The 16,983-nt window shown below is 73.5% G+C and carries 16 protein-coding genes and 1 rRNA gene; 5 read left to right on the plus strand and 12 right to left on the minus strand.

Annotated elements, in window-relative coordinates; genetic code table 11:
• Positions 1-13 precede the first annotated feature (13 nt).
• On the plus strand, positions 14-1,816 hold the full coding sequence (locus IE118_RS26445; RefSeq protein ID WP_189560575.1) for a glycoside hydrolase family 15 protein: 1,803 nt from the start codon (positions 14-16) through the stop codon (positions 1,814-1,816).
• A 37-nt stretch (positions 1,817-1,853) separates the two neighbouring features.
• Entirely contained in the window at positions 1,854-3,482 is a 1,629-nt protein-coding gene (locus IE118_RS26450) for a PucR family transcriptional regulator (RefSeq protein WP_189560550.1), read from the plus strand.
• Between the two features lie 16 nt (positions 3,483-3,498).
• On the opposite strand, the gene IE118_RS26455 is transcribed toward IE118_RS26450, so the two are convergent.
• The 5 genes from IE118_RS26455 to IE118_RS26475 all read right to left on the minus strand — a co-directional run bounded on the left by IE118_RS26455 (position 3,499) and on the right by IE118_RS26475 (position 8,792).
• Positions 3,499-4,620, minus strand: a complete 1,122-nt coding sequence (locus IE118_RS26455; RefSeq protein ID WP_189560551.1) for a glycosyltransferase family 4 protein — start codon at positions 4,618-4,620, stop codon at positions 3,499-3,501.
• A gap of 272 nt (positions 4,621-4,892) precedes the next feature.
• A complete protein-coding gene (recN, locus tag IE118_RS26460) occupies positions 4,893-6,611 on the minus strand; it encodes a DNA repair protein RecN (protein ID WP_189560576.1) in 1,719 nt (572 codons plus the stop codon).
• 159 nt (positions 6,612-6,770) lie between these two features.
• Entirely contained in the window at positions 6,771-7,676 is a 906-nt protein-coding gene (locus IE118_RS26465; RefSeq protein WP_189560552.1) for an NAD kinase, read from the minus strand.
• Positions 7,673-8,488, minus strand: a complete 816-nt coding sequence (locus tag IE118_RS26470; protein ID WP_189560553.1) for a TlyA family RNA methyltransferase — start codon at positions 8,486-8,488, stop codon at positions 7,673-7,675. Before IE118_RS26470 ends, IE118_RS26465 begins: the two co-directional genes overlap by 4 nt.
• 7 nt (positions 8,489-8,495) lie before the next feature.
• The gene (locus tag IE118_RS26475) at positions 8,496-8,792 is read right to left on the minus strand and encodes a hypothetical protein (protein ID WP_189560554.1); all 297 of its coding nucleotides are present in this window, start codon (positions 8,790-8,792) and stop codon (positions 8,496-8,498) included.
• A 42-nt stretch (positions 8,793-8,834) separates the two neighbouring features.
• Between IE118_RS26475 and IE118_RS26480 the strand changes: the two genes are divergently transcribed.
• Positions 8,835-9,182, plus strand: a complete 348-nt coding sequence (locus tag IE118_RS26480; protein ID WP_189560555.1) for a sterol-binding protein — start codon at positions 8,835-8,837, stop codon at positions 9,180-9,182.
• On the opposite strand, the gene IE118_RS26485 is transcribed toward IE118_RS26480, so the two are convergent.
• From IE118_RS26485 to IE118_RS26500, 4 genes are all read right to left on the minus strand, one after another.
• Complete coding sequence (locus IE118_RS26485) at positions 9,166-10,047, minus strand: ABC transporter ATP-binding protein (RefSeq protein ID WP_189560556.1); 882 nt, start codon at positions 10,045-10,047, stop codon at positions 9,166-9,168. The two genes, IE118_RS26480 and IE118_RS26485, sit on opposite strands and share 17 nt — an antisense overlap.
• On the minus strand, positions 10,044-11,081 hold the full coding sequence (locus tag IE118_RS26490; protein ID WP_189560557.1) for a FecCD family ABC transporter permease: 1,038 nt from the start codon (positions 11,079-11,081) through the stop codon (positions 10,044-10,046). Before IE118_RS26490 ends, IE118_RS26485 begins: the two co-directional genes overlap by 4 nt.
• Positions 11,078-12,121, minus strand: a complete 1,044-nt coding sequence (locus tag IE118_RS26495) for a FecCD family ABC transporter permease (protein ID WP_189560558.1) — start codon at positions 12,119-12,121, stop codon at positions 11,078-11,080. Before IE118_RS26495 ends, IE118_RS26490 begins: the two co-directional genes overlap by 4 nt.
• 71 nt (positions 12,122-12,192) lie before the next feature.
• The gene (locus IE118_RS26500) at positions 12,193-13,221 is read right to left on the minus strand and encodes an HAD hydrolase-like protein (RefSeq protein ID WP_189560559.1); all 1,029 of its coding nucleotides are present in this window, start codon (positions 13,219-13,221) and stop codon (positions 12,193-12,195) included.
• A gap of 72 nt (positions 13,222-13,293) precedes the next feature.
• On the opposite strand from IE118_RS26500, the gene IE118_RS26505 reads away from it, so the two are divergent.
• Entirely contained in the window at positions 13,294-14,583 is a 1,290-nt protein-coding gene (locus tag IE118_RS26505) for a DUF1015 domain-containing protein (protein ID WP_189560560.1), read from the plus strand.
• A 59-nt stretch (positions 14,584-14,642) separates the two neighbouring features.
• Here IE118_RS26505 and IE118_RS33885 read toward each other — a convergent pair whose 3' ends face one another.
• Both IE118_RS33885 and IE118_RS33890 read right to left on the minus strand, forming a co-directional pair.
• Positions 14,643-15,422 (minus strand): tetratricopeptide repeat protein, encoded by a 780-nt coding sequence (locus IE118_RS33885; RefSeq protein WP_194545918.1) that lies wholly within the window; start codon positions 15,420-15,422, stop codon positions 14,643-14,645.
• Positions 15,314-16,114, minus strand: a complete 801-nt coding sequence (locus tag IE118_RS33890) for a hypothetical protein (RefSeq protein WP_194532080.1) — start codon at positions 16,112-16,114, stop codon at positions 15,314-15,316. Before IE118_RS33890 ends, IE118_RS33885 begins: the two co-directional genes overlap by 109 nt.
• Here IE118_RS33890 and IE118_RS33895 point away from each other — a divergent pair.
• Complete coding sequence (locus tag IE118_RS33895) at positions 16,104-16,637, plus strand: hypothetical protein (protein ID WP_194545919.1); 534 nt, start codon at positions 16,104-16,106, stop codon at positions 16,635-16,637. The two genes, IE118_RS33890 and IE118_RS33895, sit on opposite strands and share 11 nt — an antisense overlap.
• An 86-nt stretch (positions 16,638-16,723) precedes the next feature.
• Here IE118_RS33895 and rrf read toward each other — a convergent pair.
• Positions 16,724-16,840, minus strand: a 5S ribosomal RNA gene (gene rrf / locus IE118_RS26515).
• Positions 16,841-16,983 lie beyond the last annotated feature (143 nt).

Here is a 16,983-nt window from a genome sequence, read left to right on the forward strand (position 1 = left end):
ACTGGAGATGCACGTGGCCGGGCGCATCGAGGACTACGCACTCATCGGAGACATGCAGACAGCGGCGCTGGTCTGCCGGGACGGCACGGTGGACTGGCTGTGCCTGCCCCGCTTCGACTCGCACGCCATCTTCGCCGGCCTGCTGGGCACCGAGGATCATGGCTTCTGGCGGCTGGGTCCCGCCCACGCCGACGACGCCGAACCGCCGAGCGCCACCCGGCGCGGGTACCGCGGCGACTCGCTGATCCTGGAGTCGGAGTGGGAGACGCCGCGCGGCACGGTCCGGGTGACGGACTTCATGCCCCCGCGCGACGGCGCACCGCAGCTGATCCGCATCGTGGAGGGCGTCTCGGGCCGCGTGCCCATGCGCTCGGCGCTGCGGATGCGCTTCTCCTACGGCAGGATCGTCCCGTGGGTGCACCGGCACGAGGGGCGCACGGTCGCCGTCGCCGGGCCGGACTCGGTCTGGTACGACACCCCCGCCGAGACCTACGGCGAGTCGCTGACCACGTACTCCGACTTCACCGTCGCGCAGGGCGAGCGGATCGCGTTCACCCTTTCCTGGGAGCCGTCCCACAAGGAGCCGCCCCCGCTGCCGGAGCCGGAGCAGTCCCTGACGGCGACGGAGGACTTCTGGCGCGAGTGGGTCGAGCACTGCACGTACCACGGCCCCTACCGTGAGGCCGTGATCCGCTCCCTGATCACGCTGAAGGCCCTGACGTACGCCCCCACCGGCGGCATCGTCGCCGCGCCCACCACCTCCCTGCCGGAGGACATCGGGGGCGTCCGCAACTGGGACTACCGCTACACCTGGCTGCGCGACGCGGCGATCACCCTGTCGTCGCTGCTGCGCACCGGCTACCGCGAGGAGGCCCGCGCCTGGCGCGAGTGGCTGCTGCGCGCGGTGGCGGGCGACCCGGAGAACCTGCAGATCATGTACGGCATCGCCGGGGAGCGCGAGCTCGGCGAGGCGGAGCTGGACTGGCTGCCCGGCTACGAGAACTCCGCCCCGGTCCGGGTGGGCAACGGCGCGGCGCACCAGCTCCAGCTGGACGTGTACGGCGAGGTCACCGAGGCCCTCCACCTGGCCCACATGACGGGTCTGGCGCGCAACGACTACGCCTCGCTGCTCCAGCTGAAGCTGATCCGCTACCTGGAGAAGCACTGGACGGAGCCGGACGAGGGCATCTGGGAGGTGCGCGGTCCGCGCCGCCACTTCGTGCACTCCAAGGTGATGGCGTGGGTGGCCGTCGACCGCACCATCAAGCTCATCGAGTCCGGCGACGCCGACGGCCCGCTGGAGCGGTGGAAGCAGCTGCGCGAGGACATCCACCGGGACGTGTGCGAGAAGGGCTACGACAAGGAGCGCAACACCTTCACCCAGTCCTACGGCTCCAAGGAACTGGACGCCTCCCTGCTGCTGATCCCGCAGGTGGGTTTCCTGCCGCCGGACGACAAGCGCGTGATCGGCACCGTCGAGGCGATCCAGCGCGAGCTGTCCACCTCCGACGGGTTCATCCTGCGCTACCCGACGGAGGGCAAGGACGAGGGCGTGGACGGCCTGCCGGGCGACGAGGGGGCGTTCCTCGCCTGCTCGTTCTGGATGGCCGACGACCTGGCGATGATCGGCCGGGTGGACGAGGCGCGCCGGCTGTTCGAGAAGCTGCTCGCCCTGCGCAACGACCTCGGTCTGCTGGCGGAGGAGTGGGACCCGCACCTGCAGCGCCAGGTGGGCAACTTCCCGCAGGCCTTCAGCCACGTCCCGCTCATCGACACCGCCCTGCGGCTGACGGCCTCCGGGGCGTACGGGGGCTGAGAGCCGGCCTGCCCGCGCCCCGGGTACCGTCCGCTGCATGAACACCAGCGCACCCCCTCCCACGGGCATCACCGTGCAGCGCGCCCTGGACCTCCCCGGCCTGCGCAGCGGCCTACCGGAGATCCTCACCGGCGCCGACCGGCTGGATCGCACGGTGCGCTGGGTGCACGCGGGCGAGGTGCCCAACATCGCCTCGCTGCTCAAGGGCGGCGAGCTGTTGCTGACCACCGGGTACGGGCTCGGCACCCGCCCGGCGGAGCAGCGGGCGTTCGTGCGCACCCTGGCCGAGCGGGGCATCGCGGCGCTCGTGGTGGAGCTGGGGCCGCGTTTCAGCCGGCTGCCCGCGGCCCTCGTCGACGGGGCCAGGGCGGCGGGGCTGCCGCTGGTCCAGCTGCACCGCGAGGTGCCCTTCGTGACGGTCACCGAGGAGGTCCACACCGAGATCGTCAACGGGCACTACGCCCTGCTGCAGCGCGCGGAGGAGGTGCACCGCCGCTGCACCGAGGCGCTGCTCGGCGGTGGCGGGGTCCCGCAGGTCCTGGAGATCCTCGCCGGGTTCAGCGGCAACCCGGTGTTCCTGGAGACGACCGACGGGCAGCTGCTGTACGCGGCGGGCGAGGGCCCCGAGGGCGCGGATCCGCTCCAGGTGTGGGAGGGGCTGCGCGACCGGCACCGGGACGATCCGCCGGCCGGTTCGGTCCTGGTGGACGTGCCCGGCGGGGGTCCCGGCAGCGGCGGGGTGCGGGCGCGGCTGGTGCTGCTCCCGGTGCGCAGCGCGCCGGAGCCGGTGCACCGGATGGCGGCCGAGCGGGCGGCGGGCATCCTCGCCGTGGTGCTGATGCAGGCGCGGCAGGAGGAGGAGCTGGCGGCGCGCGGCCGGGGTGACTTCCTCACCGACCTCGCCGAGGGCCGCGTCGGCGCGTCGGACGCGCCCGCCCAGGCGCGGGTGCTGGGTTTCCGGCCGGGCGGGGGGCCGCTGCTGCCGGTGGTGATGCGGCTCGGTGACGCGTTGTCCCCGCAGGGGGGCGGCTGGGCGGTGCTGGCCCGGGCGGTGGGCGAGGAACTGGCCGTGCTCGGGGTGCCCGTGCTGCTCGGTGTGCGGCCGGTGGAGGGGCGGGTGCCGCTGCTGCTCGGGCTGCGGGCGGAGGCGGACCGGCCGGCCGTCGCCGGCCGGGTGGCGGCCGCGCTGCGGGCCGGGGTGGAGCGGGCGGGGCTGCTGCGGCCCGGGGGCGGGCCGCCCGTCGTGGTGGTCGGTCCGGCCGGCGACTGGGCGGCGGCGTCGACGGGGCTGCGGCACGCGGCGGAGACGGCGACAGCCGCCCAGGGCCTGCCCGACCGTCCCTGGTACGACGCCCGCCGGCTGGACATCGACCTGCTGCTGTGGCGGCTGCGGGACCATCCGGACCTGGCGGCGTTCGTGGAGCGCGCGATCGGGCCGGTCCTGGACCACGACCGGCGCTCCAGGCCGCCGCTGCTGCCCACCCTGGAGACGTATCTGGCCCACGCGGGACGCAAGGCGGAGACGGCCCGCGAACTGCACCTGAACCGGCAGACGCTCTACAACCGGCTCGCCCGCATCGGTGAGTTGCTGGGCACCGACCTCGACGACCCGCAGACGGTCCTGGCACTGGGCCTCGCCCTGCGCGCCCGCCGGCACGTGCCGTGAGGGCCCGGTCCCGGCGTCAGATCAGCGGCCGGGGCCGCGTCAGCTCGTCGTACACGCTGAGCACCTGGGTGACCGTCTCGTCCTCGGTCGGCCAGGTGGCCGCCTGCCGCACGCCCCGCTCCCTGAGCAGTTCGCGGCGCCCGGGGTCGTCCAGCAGCCCCGTGACGGCGTCGGCGAGCGCCCGCGCGTTGCCGTACGGGACGAGTTCGGCGGCGTCACCGACGAGTTCGGGGATGCCGCCGACCCGGGTCGCGACGAGCGGCACCCGCGCGTGGAGGGCTTCCTGGGCGAGCGGGGAGCGCGCCTCCCAACGGCTGGGCAGCAGCGCGACGTCGGCGGCGGCGAGCAGCTCGCCGACGTCCTCGCGCCGGCCGATCAGCCGCACCGGCAGCTCCTCGTCCTCGATCCTGCGCTGGAGTTCGGCGCGCAGCGGCCCCTCGCCCGCGAGCACCACCAGCGGCGCCGGGTCGCGCCGGCGCCACGCGTGGGTGGCGTCCAGCAGCACGTCGTAGCCCCGGTGGCGTTCCAGCGCGCCGACGGCGATGAGCAACGGGCGCCCCATGGCGCCGAGTTCGGCCCGGATCTTGGACCGCAGCCGGTCCGGGTCGTCCGGGGCGGGGGACGTGCGGGGGCCGGGCAGGGAGACGGCGGCCAGCCGCGCGTCGCGGGCTCCCGCGCGGCGCGCCCGGTCGACAAGGGCGGACGTCGTGCCGAGCACCACGGTGGCCGCCCTGACGACCCGCCGCTCCAGTACGCGCAGGAAGTGCGCGCGGGGCCCGTCGGCGTGCGCCCGGTCGTGCCAGGTGACGATCAGGGGTGTCCGCCGCCCGCCGAGCGCGAGGGCGGTGCGGAAGGAGGCGTGCAGCCCGTGGGCGTGGACCAGGTCGGCGCCGGTGCAGGCGGCCCGCAGCGCGGCCACCGATCCGGGGTCGCTGCTGCGCGGCACGTGGACGTGCTCGGCGCCCACCGCGGTGAAGTCGTAGGTGTGTTCCGCCTCCACGGGGGCGCACACCGTGACCCGCACGCCCCTGGCGACGAGCCCCGCGGCCAGCGAGCGCACATGGGCGACGCCGGCGGCGTTGCCACCGCCCAGCACCTGCACGGTGCGCAGGGACGAGTGGCTGCTCACGGGGGTCACGTGGCCGGGCTCCTGGTTCGGGTCGGGCGGTCACGAAGAACGTACAGAAGGATCGCGCGGTGGGGGTGTACCGCGCGGTTTCCTACGCGTACTCCGTCAAGCATGCCAGGGTGCGCGCGGGTTACGTGAACCACCGAAACGGGGATCCGAATCCACCCGCACCCCCGAATCACCCGTACGAGTGACGGAGAGGCCGATTCCGTTTCCTGGCCGGCGCCGGTGGCCGCCGGCGGACCGCCGCACGGAGCGAACCCCGTGCGGCACGGTTCCGGTCAGGCGTCCGCGCGGGCCGTCGCCAGCAGTTCCTCCGCGTGGGCGCGGGCGGTCTCCGAGTTCTCCTGGCCGGCCAGCATGCGGGACAACTCCCGGATGCGGTCCTCGCCTTCGAGGACCTTCACACCGGACCGGGTCACCGACCCGTCGTTGGTCTTCTCCACCAGCAGCTGACGGTCGGCGAACGCCGCCACCTGCGGCAGGTGCGTGACGACCACGACCTGCGCGGTCCTCGCCAGCCGCGCGAGCCGCCGCCCGATCTCCACCGCGGCCTTGCCGCCCACTCCGGCGTCGACCTCGTCGAAGAGGTACGTCGGCACCGGGTCGGTCCCGGCGAACACGACCTCGACGGCCAGCATCACGCGCGACAGCTCACCGCCGGACGCTCCCTTGGCGATGGGCCGGGGCGGCGCACCCGGGTGCGGGGCGAGCAGCAGCTCGACCTCGTCGGCCCCCGACGGCCCGTAGGCGACGGTGCGCCCGCCGACCTCGACGCCCTCGGGGTCCTCGGTCTGCCGGATGTCGAAGGACACCCGCGCGTGCGGCATCGCGAGCGAGGCCAGCTCCGCGGTCACGGCCGCCGCGAACCGCTCCGCCGCCTCCGTGCGCGCGTCGGTCAGCTCCTGGGCGAGCACGCCCAGCTCGGCGCGGAGCGCGTCGCGTTCGGCGGTCAGCTCCCCGATCCGCTCGTCGTCGCCGTCCAGTTCGGTCAGCCGCGCGGCACCGCGCTCGGCCCACGCCAGTACGGCGGAGACGTCCTCGCCGTACTTGCGCACGAGGCCGGTGAGCGCGGCCCGCCGCTCCTCGACCGCCGCGAGCCGCAGCGGATCGGCGTCGAGGTCGTCGGCGTACCCCGCCAGTTCCCCGGCGACGTCGCGCAGCAGGATGCCGATCTCACCGATCCGGTCGGTCAGCGCGGCCAGCACCGGATCGTGCGCCCGTACGGCGTCCAGGGCCCGCTGGGCGCCCGCGACGAGCGTCCCGGCGTCCACGCTCTCGGGATCCTCGGGATTCCCGGCGAGCGCCGAGTGGGCGAGCGCGGCGGCGGACGCCAGCGCCTCGGCGTGCCCGAGCCGCTCCGCCTCCTCCGCCAGCTCCACGTCCTCGCCCTCGCGGGGTTCCACGGCGGCGATCTCCTCCAGCCCGAAGCGCAGCAGGTCGGCCTCCTGGGCCCGCTCGCGCGCCCGGGTGGTGATCTGCTCCAGCTCGGCGCCGACCGCCCGCAGCCGCTTGTAGGCCTCGCCGTACTTGCCGAGCGGCACGGCGACCGCGTACCCGGCGTACCGGTCGAGCGCCTGCCGCTGCCGGGACAGCTTCAGCAGCCCCTGCTGGTCGGTCTGCCCGTGCACGGCCACGAGGTCGTCGGCGAGTTCCGCGAGCAGCCCCACCGGCACGCTCCGCCCGCCGAGGTGCGCCCGTGAGCGCCCCTCGGCGGAGACGGTCCGGCTGACCAGCAGGGTCCCGTCGTCCAGCTCGGCCCCGGCCTCCTCGGCGCGTGCGACGGCCGCGGCGCCCTCGGGCACGGCGATCCGTCCCTCGACGACCGCGTTCTTCGCCCCCATCCGCACGAGCGCCGCGTCCGCGCGTCCGCCCAGCAGCAGGCCCAGGCTGGTGACCACCATGGTCTTGCCCGCGCCCGTCTCCCCGGTGACGGCGGTGAACCCGGGCGAAAGCTCGACCACAGCGTCGTCGATGACCCCGAGCGACCGTATCCGCATCTCCTCAAGCACGCACCCGACCTTACGAGGTCCAAGCCCGCGAGTGCGACCGGCCCGCCTGTGTCACCCACCGGAGTGGGCGCACCTCAGGGACGCGGAGAACCGCGCGGACGGCCACGAACGGCCCGCCGACGCCACGACACCATCCCTCCGGGACCGCTAGTGCGGCGCGCCCCGCCACCCCGACACCGGCAGAGCGAATTTCGCGACCAGCCGGTCGGTGAACGAGGCGTGGTGCAAGCGGGCCAGCCGCACCGGCACGGCGCCCCTCCGCACCTCCACCCGCGCCCCGACCGGCAGCTCCACGGTCCGCCGCCCGTCGCACCAGAGCACCCCCGGAGGGACGTGCGGCAGCATCTCCACCGCCAGCACCGAGTCCGGCGAGGTCACCAGCGGCTTCGCGAACAGCGCGTGGGCGCTGATCGGCACCATCAGCAGCGCCTCGACCTCCGGCCACACCACGGGCCCGCCCGCGGAGAACGCGTACGCGGTGGATCCGGTCGGGGTGGCGCAGACGATCCCGTCACAGCCGAACCCGGTCACCGGCCGCCCGTCGATCTCCAGCACGACCTCCAGCATCCGCTCGGCGGACACCTTCTGCACGGCCGCCTCGTTCAGCGCCCAGTCGGTGTGCACGATGTCGCCGTTGCGGTGCACGACCACGTCGACGGTCATCCGCTCCTCGACCTCGTAGGCCCGGTTCACCACCCGGTCGACGACCTTGTCGAGGTCGTCCCGCTCGGCCTCGGCGAGGAAGCCGACCCGACCGAGGTTGACGCCCAGCATGGGCACCCCGGAGGCACGGGCGAACTCGGCGCCGCGCAGCAGCGTGCCGTCGCCGCCCAGCACGATCAGCAGCTCACAGTCGTCCAGGCACTCCGGGGTGCCCTCCTTGACGGTCTCCACGTCCTCCGGCAGCGGCAGGTCGCGGGCCTCGTCCTCCAGGACCCGCACCTGCAGGCCGGAGCGCAGCAGGCCCCTGACCACGAGCTCGGCGCTGCGGATGGCCGCGGGCCGTCCGGTGTGCGCCAGCAGGAAAACAGTACGAGCTCGGTTCTGGGTCAACTCGGCCCCTCCGCCACAGCACGGTCAACATCGGCCGGGTCCAGTTCCGGAGCGCCGGCCCGCAGCCACAGAAAGTATTCGACATTCCCGGACGGGCCGGGCAGCGGACTCGCCGTCACGCCCCGCGCCCCCAGTCCCAGCTCCCAGGCCCGCTCGGCCACGCCCCGCACGGCCTCGGCCCGCAGCTGCGGGCTGCGCACGACCCCGCCGCTGCCGAGCCGCTCCTTGCCCACCTCGAACTGCGGTTTCACCATCATCACCAGGTCGGCGTCCGGCTTCACGCACCGCTTCAGGGCGGGCAGTACCAGCCCGAGCGGAATGAAGGACAGATCCCCCACGACAAGATCCACAGGCTCCCCATCGATGACCTCGAGCGTCAACTCCCGTACGTTCGTACGGTCCTTGACGGTGACGCGTTCATCGTTGCGGAGAGACCAGGCGAGTTGTCCGTATCCGACGTCCACGGCGACCACGTGCGCGGCCCCGGCCCGCAGCAGCACGTCGGTGAAACCGCCGGTGGAGGCGCCGGCGTCGAGCGCCCGCCGTCCCCCGACGACCAGCCCGCGGGGCACGAACGCCTCCAGGGCGCCGGCCAGCTTGTGGCCGCCGCGCGAGACGTAGTCCGGGTCGCCGCTGTCCTCGGCGACGACGATCGCGGCGGCGGTCTCGACCTGCGTGGCGGGTTTGGTCGCGACCGTCCTGCCGACGCTGACCCGCCCGGCGGCGATCAGCTGGCTGGCGTGCTCGCGTGAGCGTGCGAGCTTACGGCGGACCAGCTCCGCGTCGAGACGGCGGCGTGCGACTCCTGCCACGGTGGGTTCAGCTCCTGTGTGCGTGTTCCGGCGGGGGCCCCGGGCGGGCGTCGAGCGCGGTGAGCGCGTCGCGCAGTCCCCGGTGTACATCCTCGTACACCTCGAGATGGCCGTCGGTGGCGAGGTGGTCGGCGTCGGCCAGCCGCTCCACGTGCGCGTCGACCTCCGGGTGGCCGGTGGGGGTGCGCGGCACGTCCAGGGGAGCGGGCGGGGCGGGGGCGTCGTCGGGCGCCCGCGGCCCGGTGTGCTCCGGCTCCCCGGTGTCCGGCTGCGGGGTCCCGACCCCGGGCGCTGCGTCGTTCATGCCCCGACGCTACCGCGTACGGCTGCGGTACCGTCGTCCGCGATGGCCACGATCGAGGAGTGCCGTGCCGCACTCGACAAGCTTTCGGACAGCATGCGCGGCGCCGAGGGGAACGTCCGCGCGGCCGCGGCGATGGACCGTTCGGTGAGCTGCCACATCACCGACCTGGACGTCACCTTCGCCGGCCGGCTCGAGGACGGCCGGATCCACGTGCACGACACGTTCGCCGGGGCGCCGCGCGAGAGGGCGCAGATACGGCTCGCGATGACGGGCGACGACCTGGTGGCGCTGGTCGACGGCGAGCTGCACTTCGCCCGGGCGTGGGGGGCGGGCCGGGTCCGGCTGGAGGCGGGACTGCGTGACCTGTTCCACCTCAGGAAGCTCCTGTAGCTGCGACCTTCTGCGCCGTGTGCCGCGTGCGTGCCGTGCGGGCCGCCGGCACCACCAGCGGGGTACCGGTCTCGGGGTCGTCGATGACCTGGCAGCGCAGTCCGAAGACCTCTTCCACCAGTCCCGCGGTGACGATGTCGTTCGGTGCGCCCTGGGCGATGACCTTCCCCCCGCGCAGGGCGATGAGGTGGGTGGCGTAGCGGGCGGCGTGATTGAGGTCGTGCAGGACGGCGACGAGGGTGCGCCCGTGTTCCTCGTGCAGGTCGGCACAGAGGTCGAGGACGTCGATCTGGTGCTGGATGTCCAGGAAGGTGGTGGGCTCGTCGAGCAGCAGCAGCGGTGTCTGCTGGGCGAGGGCCATGGCGATCCACACGCGCTGGCGCTGGCCGCCGGAGAGTTCGTCGACGTAGCGTTCGGCCAGCTCGGCGACGCCGGTGCGGGCCATGGACTCCTGGACGACGCGTTCGTCCTCGGCGGACCACTGGCGCAGCAGGCCCTGGTGCGGGTAGCGGCCGCGGCCGACCAGGTCGCCGACCGTGATGCCGTCGGGGGCGATCGACGACTGGGGCAGCAGGCCCAGGGTGCGGGCGACCTTCTTGGCGGGCAGCGACTGGATGACCTGCCCGTCGAGCAGCACCCGCCCCTCGTTCGGCTTCAGCATCCTCGACAGGGCGCGCAGCAGGGTGGACTTGCCGCAGGCGTTGGGGCCGACGATCACGGTGAAGGAGTTGTCCGGTATCTCCACCGACAGCTGTTCGGCGATGACCCGCTGGTCGTAGGCCAGGGTGACGTTCTCTGCGGACAGTCGGTTCACGGTGCTCCTTCGGTGGTTCGTCCCGCTGCCGCGGGTGCTGCCGTCGCTCATATCCGGCCCGCCCTGCGCTCGGTGACCAGGAGCCACAGCAGGTAGACGCCGCCGAGCACGCCCGTGACGACGCCCACGGGCAGCTGGTCGGCGCCGAAGGCCCGCTGCGAGACCCAGTCGGCGCTGACCAGGAGGGCCGCGCCCATGCACAGCGACGCGACCAGGTTCGGGCCCGGCGAGCGGGTCAGCCGCCGGGCGAGCTGCGGTGCGGTGAGCGCGACGAAGCTGACCGGCCCGGCGGCGGCGGTGGCGGACGCGGTGAGCAGCACGGCCGACAGCATCAGCACCAGCCGTACGCGCTCCACGCGCACGCCGAGGGCGTAGGAGACGTCGTCGCCCATCTCCATCATCTTCAGCCCGCGGGAGTTGGCGAGGACCAGCGGTAGGAGCACGGCGCACAGGGCGAGCAGCGGCCACACCTGGTCCCAGTCGCGGCCGTCGAGGGAACCGGTCATCCACACGACGGCGCGGGCGGCGTCGACGATGTCGGACTTGGTGAGCAGGTAGCCGTTGACCGCGGTGACGATCGCGGAGACGCCGATGCCGACCAGGACCAGCCGGTAGCCGTGCACGCCCCGCTTCCAGGCGAGGACGTAGATGGCGAACCCGGTCACCAGTCCGCCGGCGAGCGCGCCGAGGGCGACCTCGTTGGCGCTGCCGGAGAACAGCACGATCACCGTGAGGGCGCCGGCCGTCGCGCCCTGGCCGAGGCCGAGCACGTCGGGGCTGCCCAGCGGGTTGCGGGAGATGGCCTGGAACAGGGCGCCCCCCAGGCCGAGGGAGGCTCCGACCAGCAGCCCGACCAGCACCCGCGGCAGCCGCAGTTCGTTGACGATGAACTCCTGCCCGGCGTCGCCCTCGCCGAGAAGGGTCCTGATCACGTCGGCGGCGGGGATGGGGAAGTCGCCGGTGCCGATCAGCACGACGCTCGCGGTGAGCGCCACGGCCAGCAGCAGGACGGTGACGGCGAAGGCACGCACGTCCAGCCGGACCGACAGGCCGCCGGGGGTCCGCACCGCGCGGTTGGTCTTCACAGCTGGGCCGTCCTCCGCCGTCGTACGAGAAAGATGAAGACCGGCCCGCCGAGGATCGCGGTGACGATGCCGACCTGGAGCTCGGCGGGCCGGGCCACGATCCGGCCGAGGACGTCGGCGCCGAGCAGCAGCACGGGCGACAGGATCGCCGCGTACGGCAGGATCCAGCGCAGGTCGGGGCCGGTGAAGGAACGCACCACGTGCGGCACCATCAGGCCGACGAACATGATCGGCCCGCAGGCGGCGGTAGCAGCCCCGCACAGCACGGTCGCGGCCAGCATGGACAGCGCCCGGGTGCGGTTGAGGTCGGCGCCGAGGGCCTTGGCGGTGTCGTCGCCCATGGCCATGGCGTTCAGCGGCCGGGCGAGCGCCAGCGCGAGCAGCGAACCGGCCAGCAGGAACGGGACCACCTGCTTGATGGCCTCGTCGCTCCCGGAGGCCAGGGAGCCCACCGTCCAGAACCGCATCCGGCCGAGCGCCGCCTCGTCCAGGATCATGATGGCCTGGAGGTAGCCGAACAGGGCCGCGCTGATGGCCGTGCCGGCGAGCACGAGCCGCACCGGCGTCGCGCCCCTGCTGCCGCCGAGGAACCACACCAGCGCGCCGACCGCCGCGGCACCGAAGAACGCGAACCACACGTACCCGGACAGGGAGGTGACGCCGAAGAAGGTGATGGCGGTGACCACGGCCGCGGACGCGCCCGCGTTGATGCCGAGCAGTCCGGGGTCCGCCAGCGGATTGCGGGTCAGTGCCTGGAGCACCGCACCCGCCAGACCGAGCGCGGCGCCGGCCAGCAGCCCCAGGACGGTACGGGACAGCCGGTCCGCCACGACGACGTCGCCGAAGGTGCCCGACGCGTGGAACAGGCCGTGCCACACCTGCTCCAGGGTCAGCTCCTTCGCCCCGACCGCGATGCTCGCCAGGGCGACGAGCGCCAGGATCACGACGGAGACGAGCAGCCCGGCGACGCGTATCGCCCGGCGGTTCGGTGGCGCGGGGGCGGTCTCCGCGCGCTGTTCGGTGGGACTCTCGACCAACACCCGGTTAGGTTAGCCTACCCTGGCATGGGATCACGATCCGTGGGCGTCATCTCCCAGGTGACGCAGGGGTTTCACAGTCCCAGCCTGGCCAGTGCCTTCCGGCCGTCCAGCTCGCACACCCCGGCACCGGCGTCCGTCCACGCCGCCGCGCACAGCGCCCGCAGCCCGTCCAGTGCCGCACCCTCACCGTCGAGGTCCAGCTCCGCGGCCGCGGCGGTCGCCGTCCAGCCACCGCACCGGAACCCGTCGCCGGCCGGGGTGACCTCCGGCTGCCCGGTGAGCATCCCGCGCAGGTCGCCGTCGACGTACGTCGGCCGGTGCCGCGGCGGCGCGGCGAGCAGCAGCGCCCCGTCCGTCACCCCGGTGAGCACCAGCAGCGAGTCCACCTCGCCGTTGAACGCCCCCTCGATGTCCGTGTCCAGCCGGTCCCCCACCACCAGGGGCCGCTCCGCACCGGTCCGCAGGATGGTCTCCCGGTGCATCGGCGGCAGCGGCTTGCCCGCGATCTGCGGTTCGGCGCCGGTGGCGATGCGGACGACCTCCACCGCCGCGCCGTTGCCCGGGGCGATGCCGCGCCCGCTGGGAATGGTCAGGTCGGTGTTGGACGCGAACCAGGGCAGTCCGCGCGCGACGGCGTACGACGCCTCCGCGAACCGGCCCCACGGCAGCTCGGGCCCGCCGTACCCCTGCACGACGGCCACCGGGTCGTCGTCCGCCGACTCCACGGGCACCAGCCCGCGTTCGCGCAGCGCCACCCGCAGTCCCTCGCCCCCGACCACCAGCACCCGGGAGCCCTGCGGCACCTGCTCGCTGATCAGCCGCGCCACCGCCTGGGCGGAGGTGATGACGTCGCCGGCCTCCGCCGGTATCCCCAGCTCGGTCAGGTGCGCCGCCACGGCGTCAGGGGTGCGCAGGGCGTTGTTGGTCACGTAGGCGAGGCGCATGCCGCCGTCGCGGGCCGTGGCGAGCGACTCGACCGCGTGGACGATCGCGGTCCCGCCCGCGTAGACCACACCGTCGAGGTCGAGCAGCGCCGTGTCGTACGCCTCGTTCAGGGCCTGCCCACTGCTCGCGGGCCTCGTCCTGACGCTCCGGCTCATTCCGCATCGCTCCTCGTTCGACGGCTTTCCCCCGATCATCCCCCATGCCACCGACACCCGTACGATGCCGGGATGAACACTGCAGGTCACTCGAAGGCAAGGACGCCCCGGGGCCTGGAACTCACCCCGTTCCGAGGCCTTCGTTACGACCCCGACCGGGTCGGCAGCCTGGCCGCCGTGACATCCCCGCCGTACGACGTCGTGGTCCGCCCCGACGGCCTGCACCATCTCCAGTCCGCCGACCCGTACAACATCGTCCGGCTGATTCTTCCCGAAGCCGCCACGCCCGTGGCCCGCAACGCCCAGGCGGCCGAGACGCTGCGCCGCTGGCGTGCCGAGGGCGTCCTCACCGCCGACCCCGCCCCCGGCCTGTACGTCTACGAACAGCGTGACGGGGACGGCATGGTGCAGCGCGGCATCATCGGCCTGCTGCGGGTGTCCGACCCCGGCGAGCAGCTCGTGCTGCCGCACGAGGACGTCATGCCGCACATCGTCGCCGACCGCGCCGACCTCATGCGGGCCACGTCCGCCAACCTGGAACCGCTGCTGCTCACCTACCGCGGCGACGGCACGGCGACCGCCACGGCCGAACTCATCGAACGCACCGCCGGGCAGCGGCCCGTGCTGGCGACCACCACGGAGGACGGTTTCCACCACCGCCTGTGGTCCGTCACCGATCCCGCCGACCTGACGGCGGTCCGGGAGGAACTCGCCGGACACCAGGCGCTCATCGCCGACGGCCACCACCGCTGGGCGACCTACCGGCGCCTGCGCGCCGAGCACGCCTCCCCCGGTCCCTGGGACCACGGCCTGGTGCTTCTCGTCGACACGGCCCGCTACCCGCTGCGGGTCCGTGCCATCCACCGTCTGCTGCACGACCTGCCGGTCCCGGACGCCGTGGCGGCGCTCGACGGCCGCTTCCGCGTCCGGCGTCTCGACGTGCCGCTGTCCGGGGCGATGGACGCCCTGGCCGAGGCGGCCCGGGAGGGCAATGCCTTCCTCCTCGCCGGTGACGGTTCCTTCCACCTCGTGGACCGGCCGGATCCGGCACTGCTGGCCCGCACGGTCCCGGCTGACCGCCCGGTGGCCTGGCGCACCCTGGACGCCACGGTCCTGCACGCGACGCTCCTCGACCACGTCTGGCGCGTCCCCGACTCCCCCGCGCACATCGCGTACATCCACGACACGGCGGCGACGGTCGAGAAGGCGGAACGGGACGGCGGCACGGCGGTGCTGATGCATCCGGTGCACGAGGACGTCGTCCGCGAGCTGGCCCGGCAGGGTGTCACGATGCCGCGCAAGTCGACGTCGTTCGGTCCCAAGCCGGCGTCGGGTCTGGTGCTGCGGGCGCTCGACCTGTGACGAAGGGGCGGGCCTCCCGGTGAGGCCCGCCCCTTCGTCGTCGATCGGTGTCGCGGACGTCAGTCCCTGTCGTCCCGCGCGTCCTGCTCGTCCTGCGTGTCCTGCTCGTCCTGCGTGTCCTGCCGGGTGGGGGTGTGGGTGTCCTCGGCGGGCTCGTCCTCGTCGAGGGCGTCCGTGAACTCCACACCGTCGATCTCGGCGAGCCGGTCGGAGGCGTCGGTGCTGCCGTCGCGGTCGGCCTCCACGGCCTTGGCGAACCACTCCCGTGCCTCACCGCTCCGGCCGGCCGCGAGCAGCGCGTCCGCGTAGGCGTAGCGCAGCCGCGCGGTCCACGGCTGGATGGAGTGGGAGGCCAGTTCGGAGCTCTGCAGGGTCACGATCGCCGCGTCCAGCTGCCCCATGTCACGCCGGGCGCCGGCCGCGACGAGCCGCATCTCGACCTGTCCCGCCTTGTCGAGCTTCTGCACCTCGGGCGCCCCGGCCATGTCGAGCGCCTTCTCCGGCCGTCCGAGCCCGCGCTCGCAGTCGGCCATGAGGGGCCACAGCTCCACCGTCCCGGTCATCCGCCGAGCCGCCCGGAACTCGGCGAGCGCCTCGGCGTACTTCTGGTTGGCGTAGGCGGCGAATCCGGCGGCCTCCCGCACGGCGGCGACACGCGAGGCGAGCCGCAGGGCCACCCTGGAGTAGCCGTACGCGCCCTCGGGGTCCTCGTCGATGAGCCGGGCGACCATCACCAGGTTCTTGGCGACGTCCTCCGCGAGGGTCTTGGGCAGGCTCTGCAGTTCCTGCCGTACGTCCTTGTCGATCTCCTCGCCGGTGACGTCCTCGGGGATCGGCAGCCGCTTGATCGGCTCGCGGTCGCGGTCCCGGTCGTCGCGGAAGCGTCCGCCGGCGGGCCGGTCGTCCCGTCCACGGTAGCCGCCGGGTCGTCCGCCCCGGTCGTCACGGCGCGGGCCACGGCCACGGTCCCGGTCGTCACGCCCACGGAACCCGCCCCGGTCACCGCGGTCGTCGCGCCGGTCGTCGCGCCGGTCGTCACGGCGGAAGCCGCCCCGGTCGTCACGTCGGTCGTCGCGCCGGAAACCCCCGCGTTCGCCACGGCTGTCGGTGCGGTCGCCGGTACGGCTGTCATCACGACGGAAGCCACCACGGTCACCACCACGGCTGTCGTCACGACGGAACCCGCCCCGGTCACCCCGGTCGTCACGTCGGTCGTCACGTCGGAACCCGCCCCGGTCACCGCGGTCGTCACGTCGGTCGTCACGGCGGAACCCGCCCCGGTCGCCGCGGTCGTCACGTCGGTCGTCGCGGCGGAAACCCCCGCGTTCACCACGGCTGTCGGTGCGGTCGCCGGTACGGCTGTCATCACGACGGAAGCCACCACGGTCACCACCACGGCTGTCGTCACGACGGTCATCACGGCGGTCGTCACGGCGTCCGTAGCCACGGTCGTCGTCGCGCCGGAAGCCACCGCGGTCGTCGCGGTCGTCCCGGCCGCGGTAGCCACCCCGGTCACCACGATGGTCGTCACGACCGCGGTAGCCACCACCACGGTTGTCGTCATCACGGCCGCGGTAACCACCGCGGTCGCCGCCGCGGTTGTCGTCGCGGCGGTAGCCGCCACGGTCCCGGTCGCCGACACGGCTGTCGTCGCGACGGAAGTCTCCGCGCTCACGATCACCGTCCCGGCGGTCGTCCCTGCGGTCGTCACGACCGCGGTAACCACCGCGCTCGCCACCGCGGTTGTCCTCGCGGCCGCGGAAGCCGCCGCGCTCCGGCCGGCCACCGGCTCGGTCGTCCCTGCGGAAACCGCGGTCGCGGTCGCCGCCACGGTCGCGGTCTCCACTGCGGTCCCGGTCGCCGCCACGGTCCCGGTCGTCGCGACGGAAGGCCGGACGGTCACCGTCCCTGCGGAAGCCGCGGTCGCGGTCATTGCCTCGACGAGGGCCACCGCGCTGGCCGCCACGATCAGCACGGTCCGAGCGTTCGCCACTCTCCCGTCGCCGCTGGTCGCGCTCCGGTCGGTCGTCGGGAGAGTTGGTGGACATCGGTGACTCCTGTCTTCGGTACCGCAAGCATAAATAAAAAAGGACCCCTGGTCCCAGCTGAACGCTGGTGACCAGGGGTCCTTCCAAAGATTGTTCGGCGGCGTCCTACTCTCCCACAGGGTCCCCCCTGCAGTACCATCGGCGCTGTAAGGCTTAGCTTCCGGGTTCGGAATGTAACCGGGCGTTTCCCCTACGCTATGACCACCGAAACCCTAATGGTTTCGAGCGAACAAGCACACTCTTCTATTGTCTGTTCTGCTCAAAGCCGACAACGGTCGTTGTCTCAGAACTAACACAGTGGACGCGAGCAACTGAGGACAAGCCCTCGGCCTATTAGTACCGGTCAACTCCA

Origin of the sequence: Streptomyces pilosus (assembly GCF_014649835.1) — a bacterium.
In the GTDB taxonomy this organism is placed as follows: Bacteria; Actinomycetota; Actinomycetes; order Streptomycetales; family Streptomycetaceae; genus Streptomyces; species Streptomyces pilosus.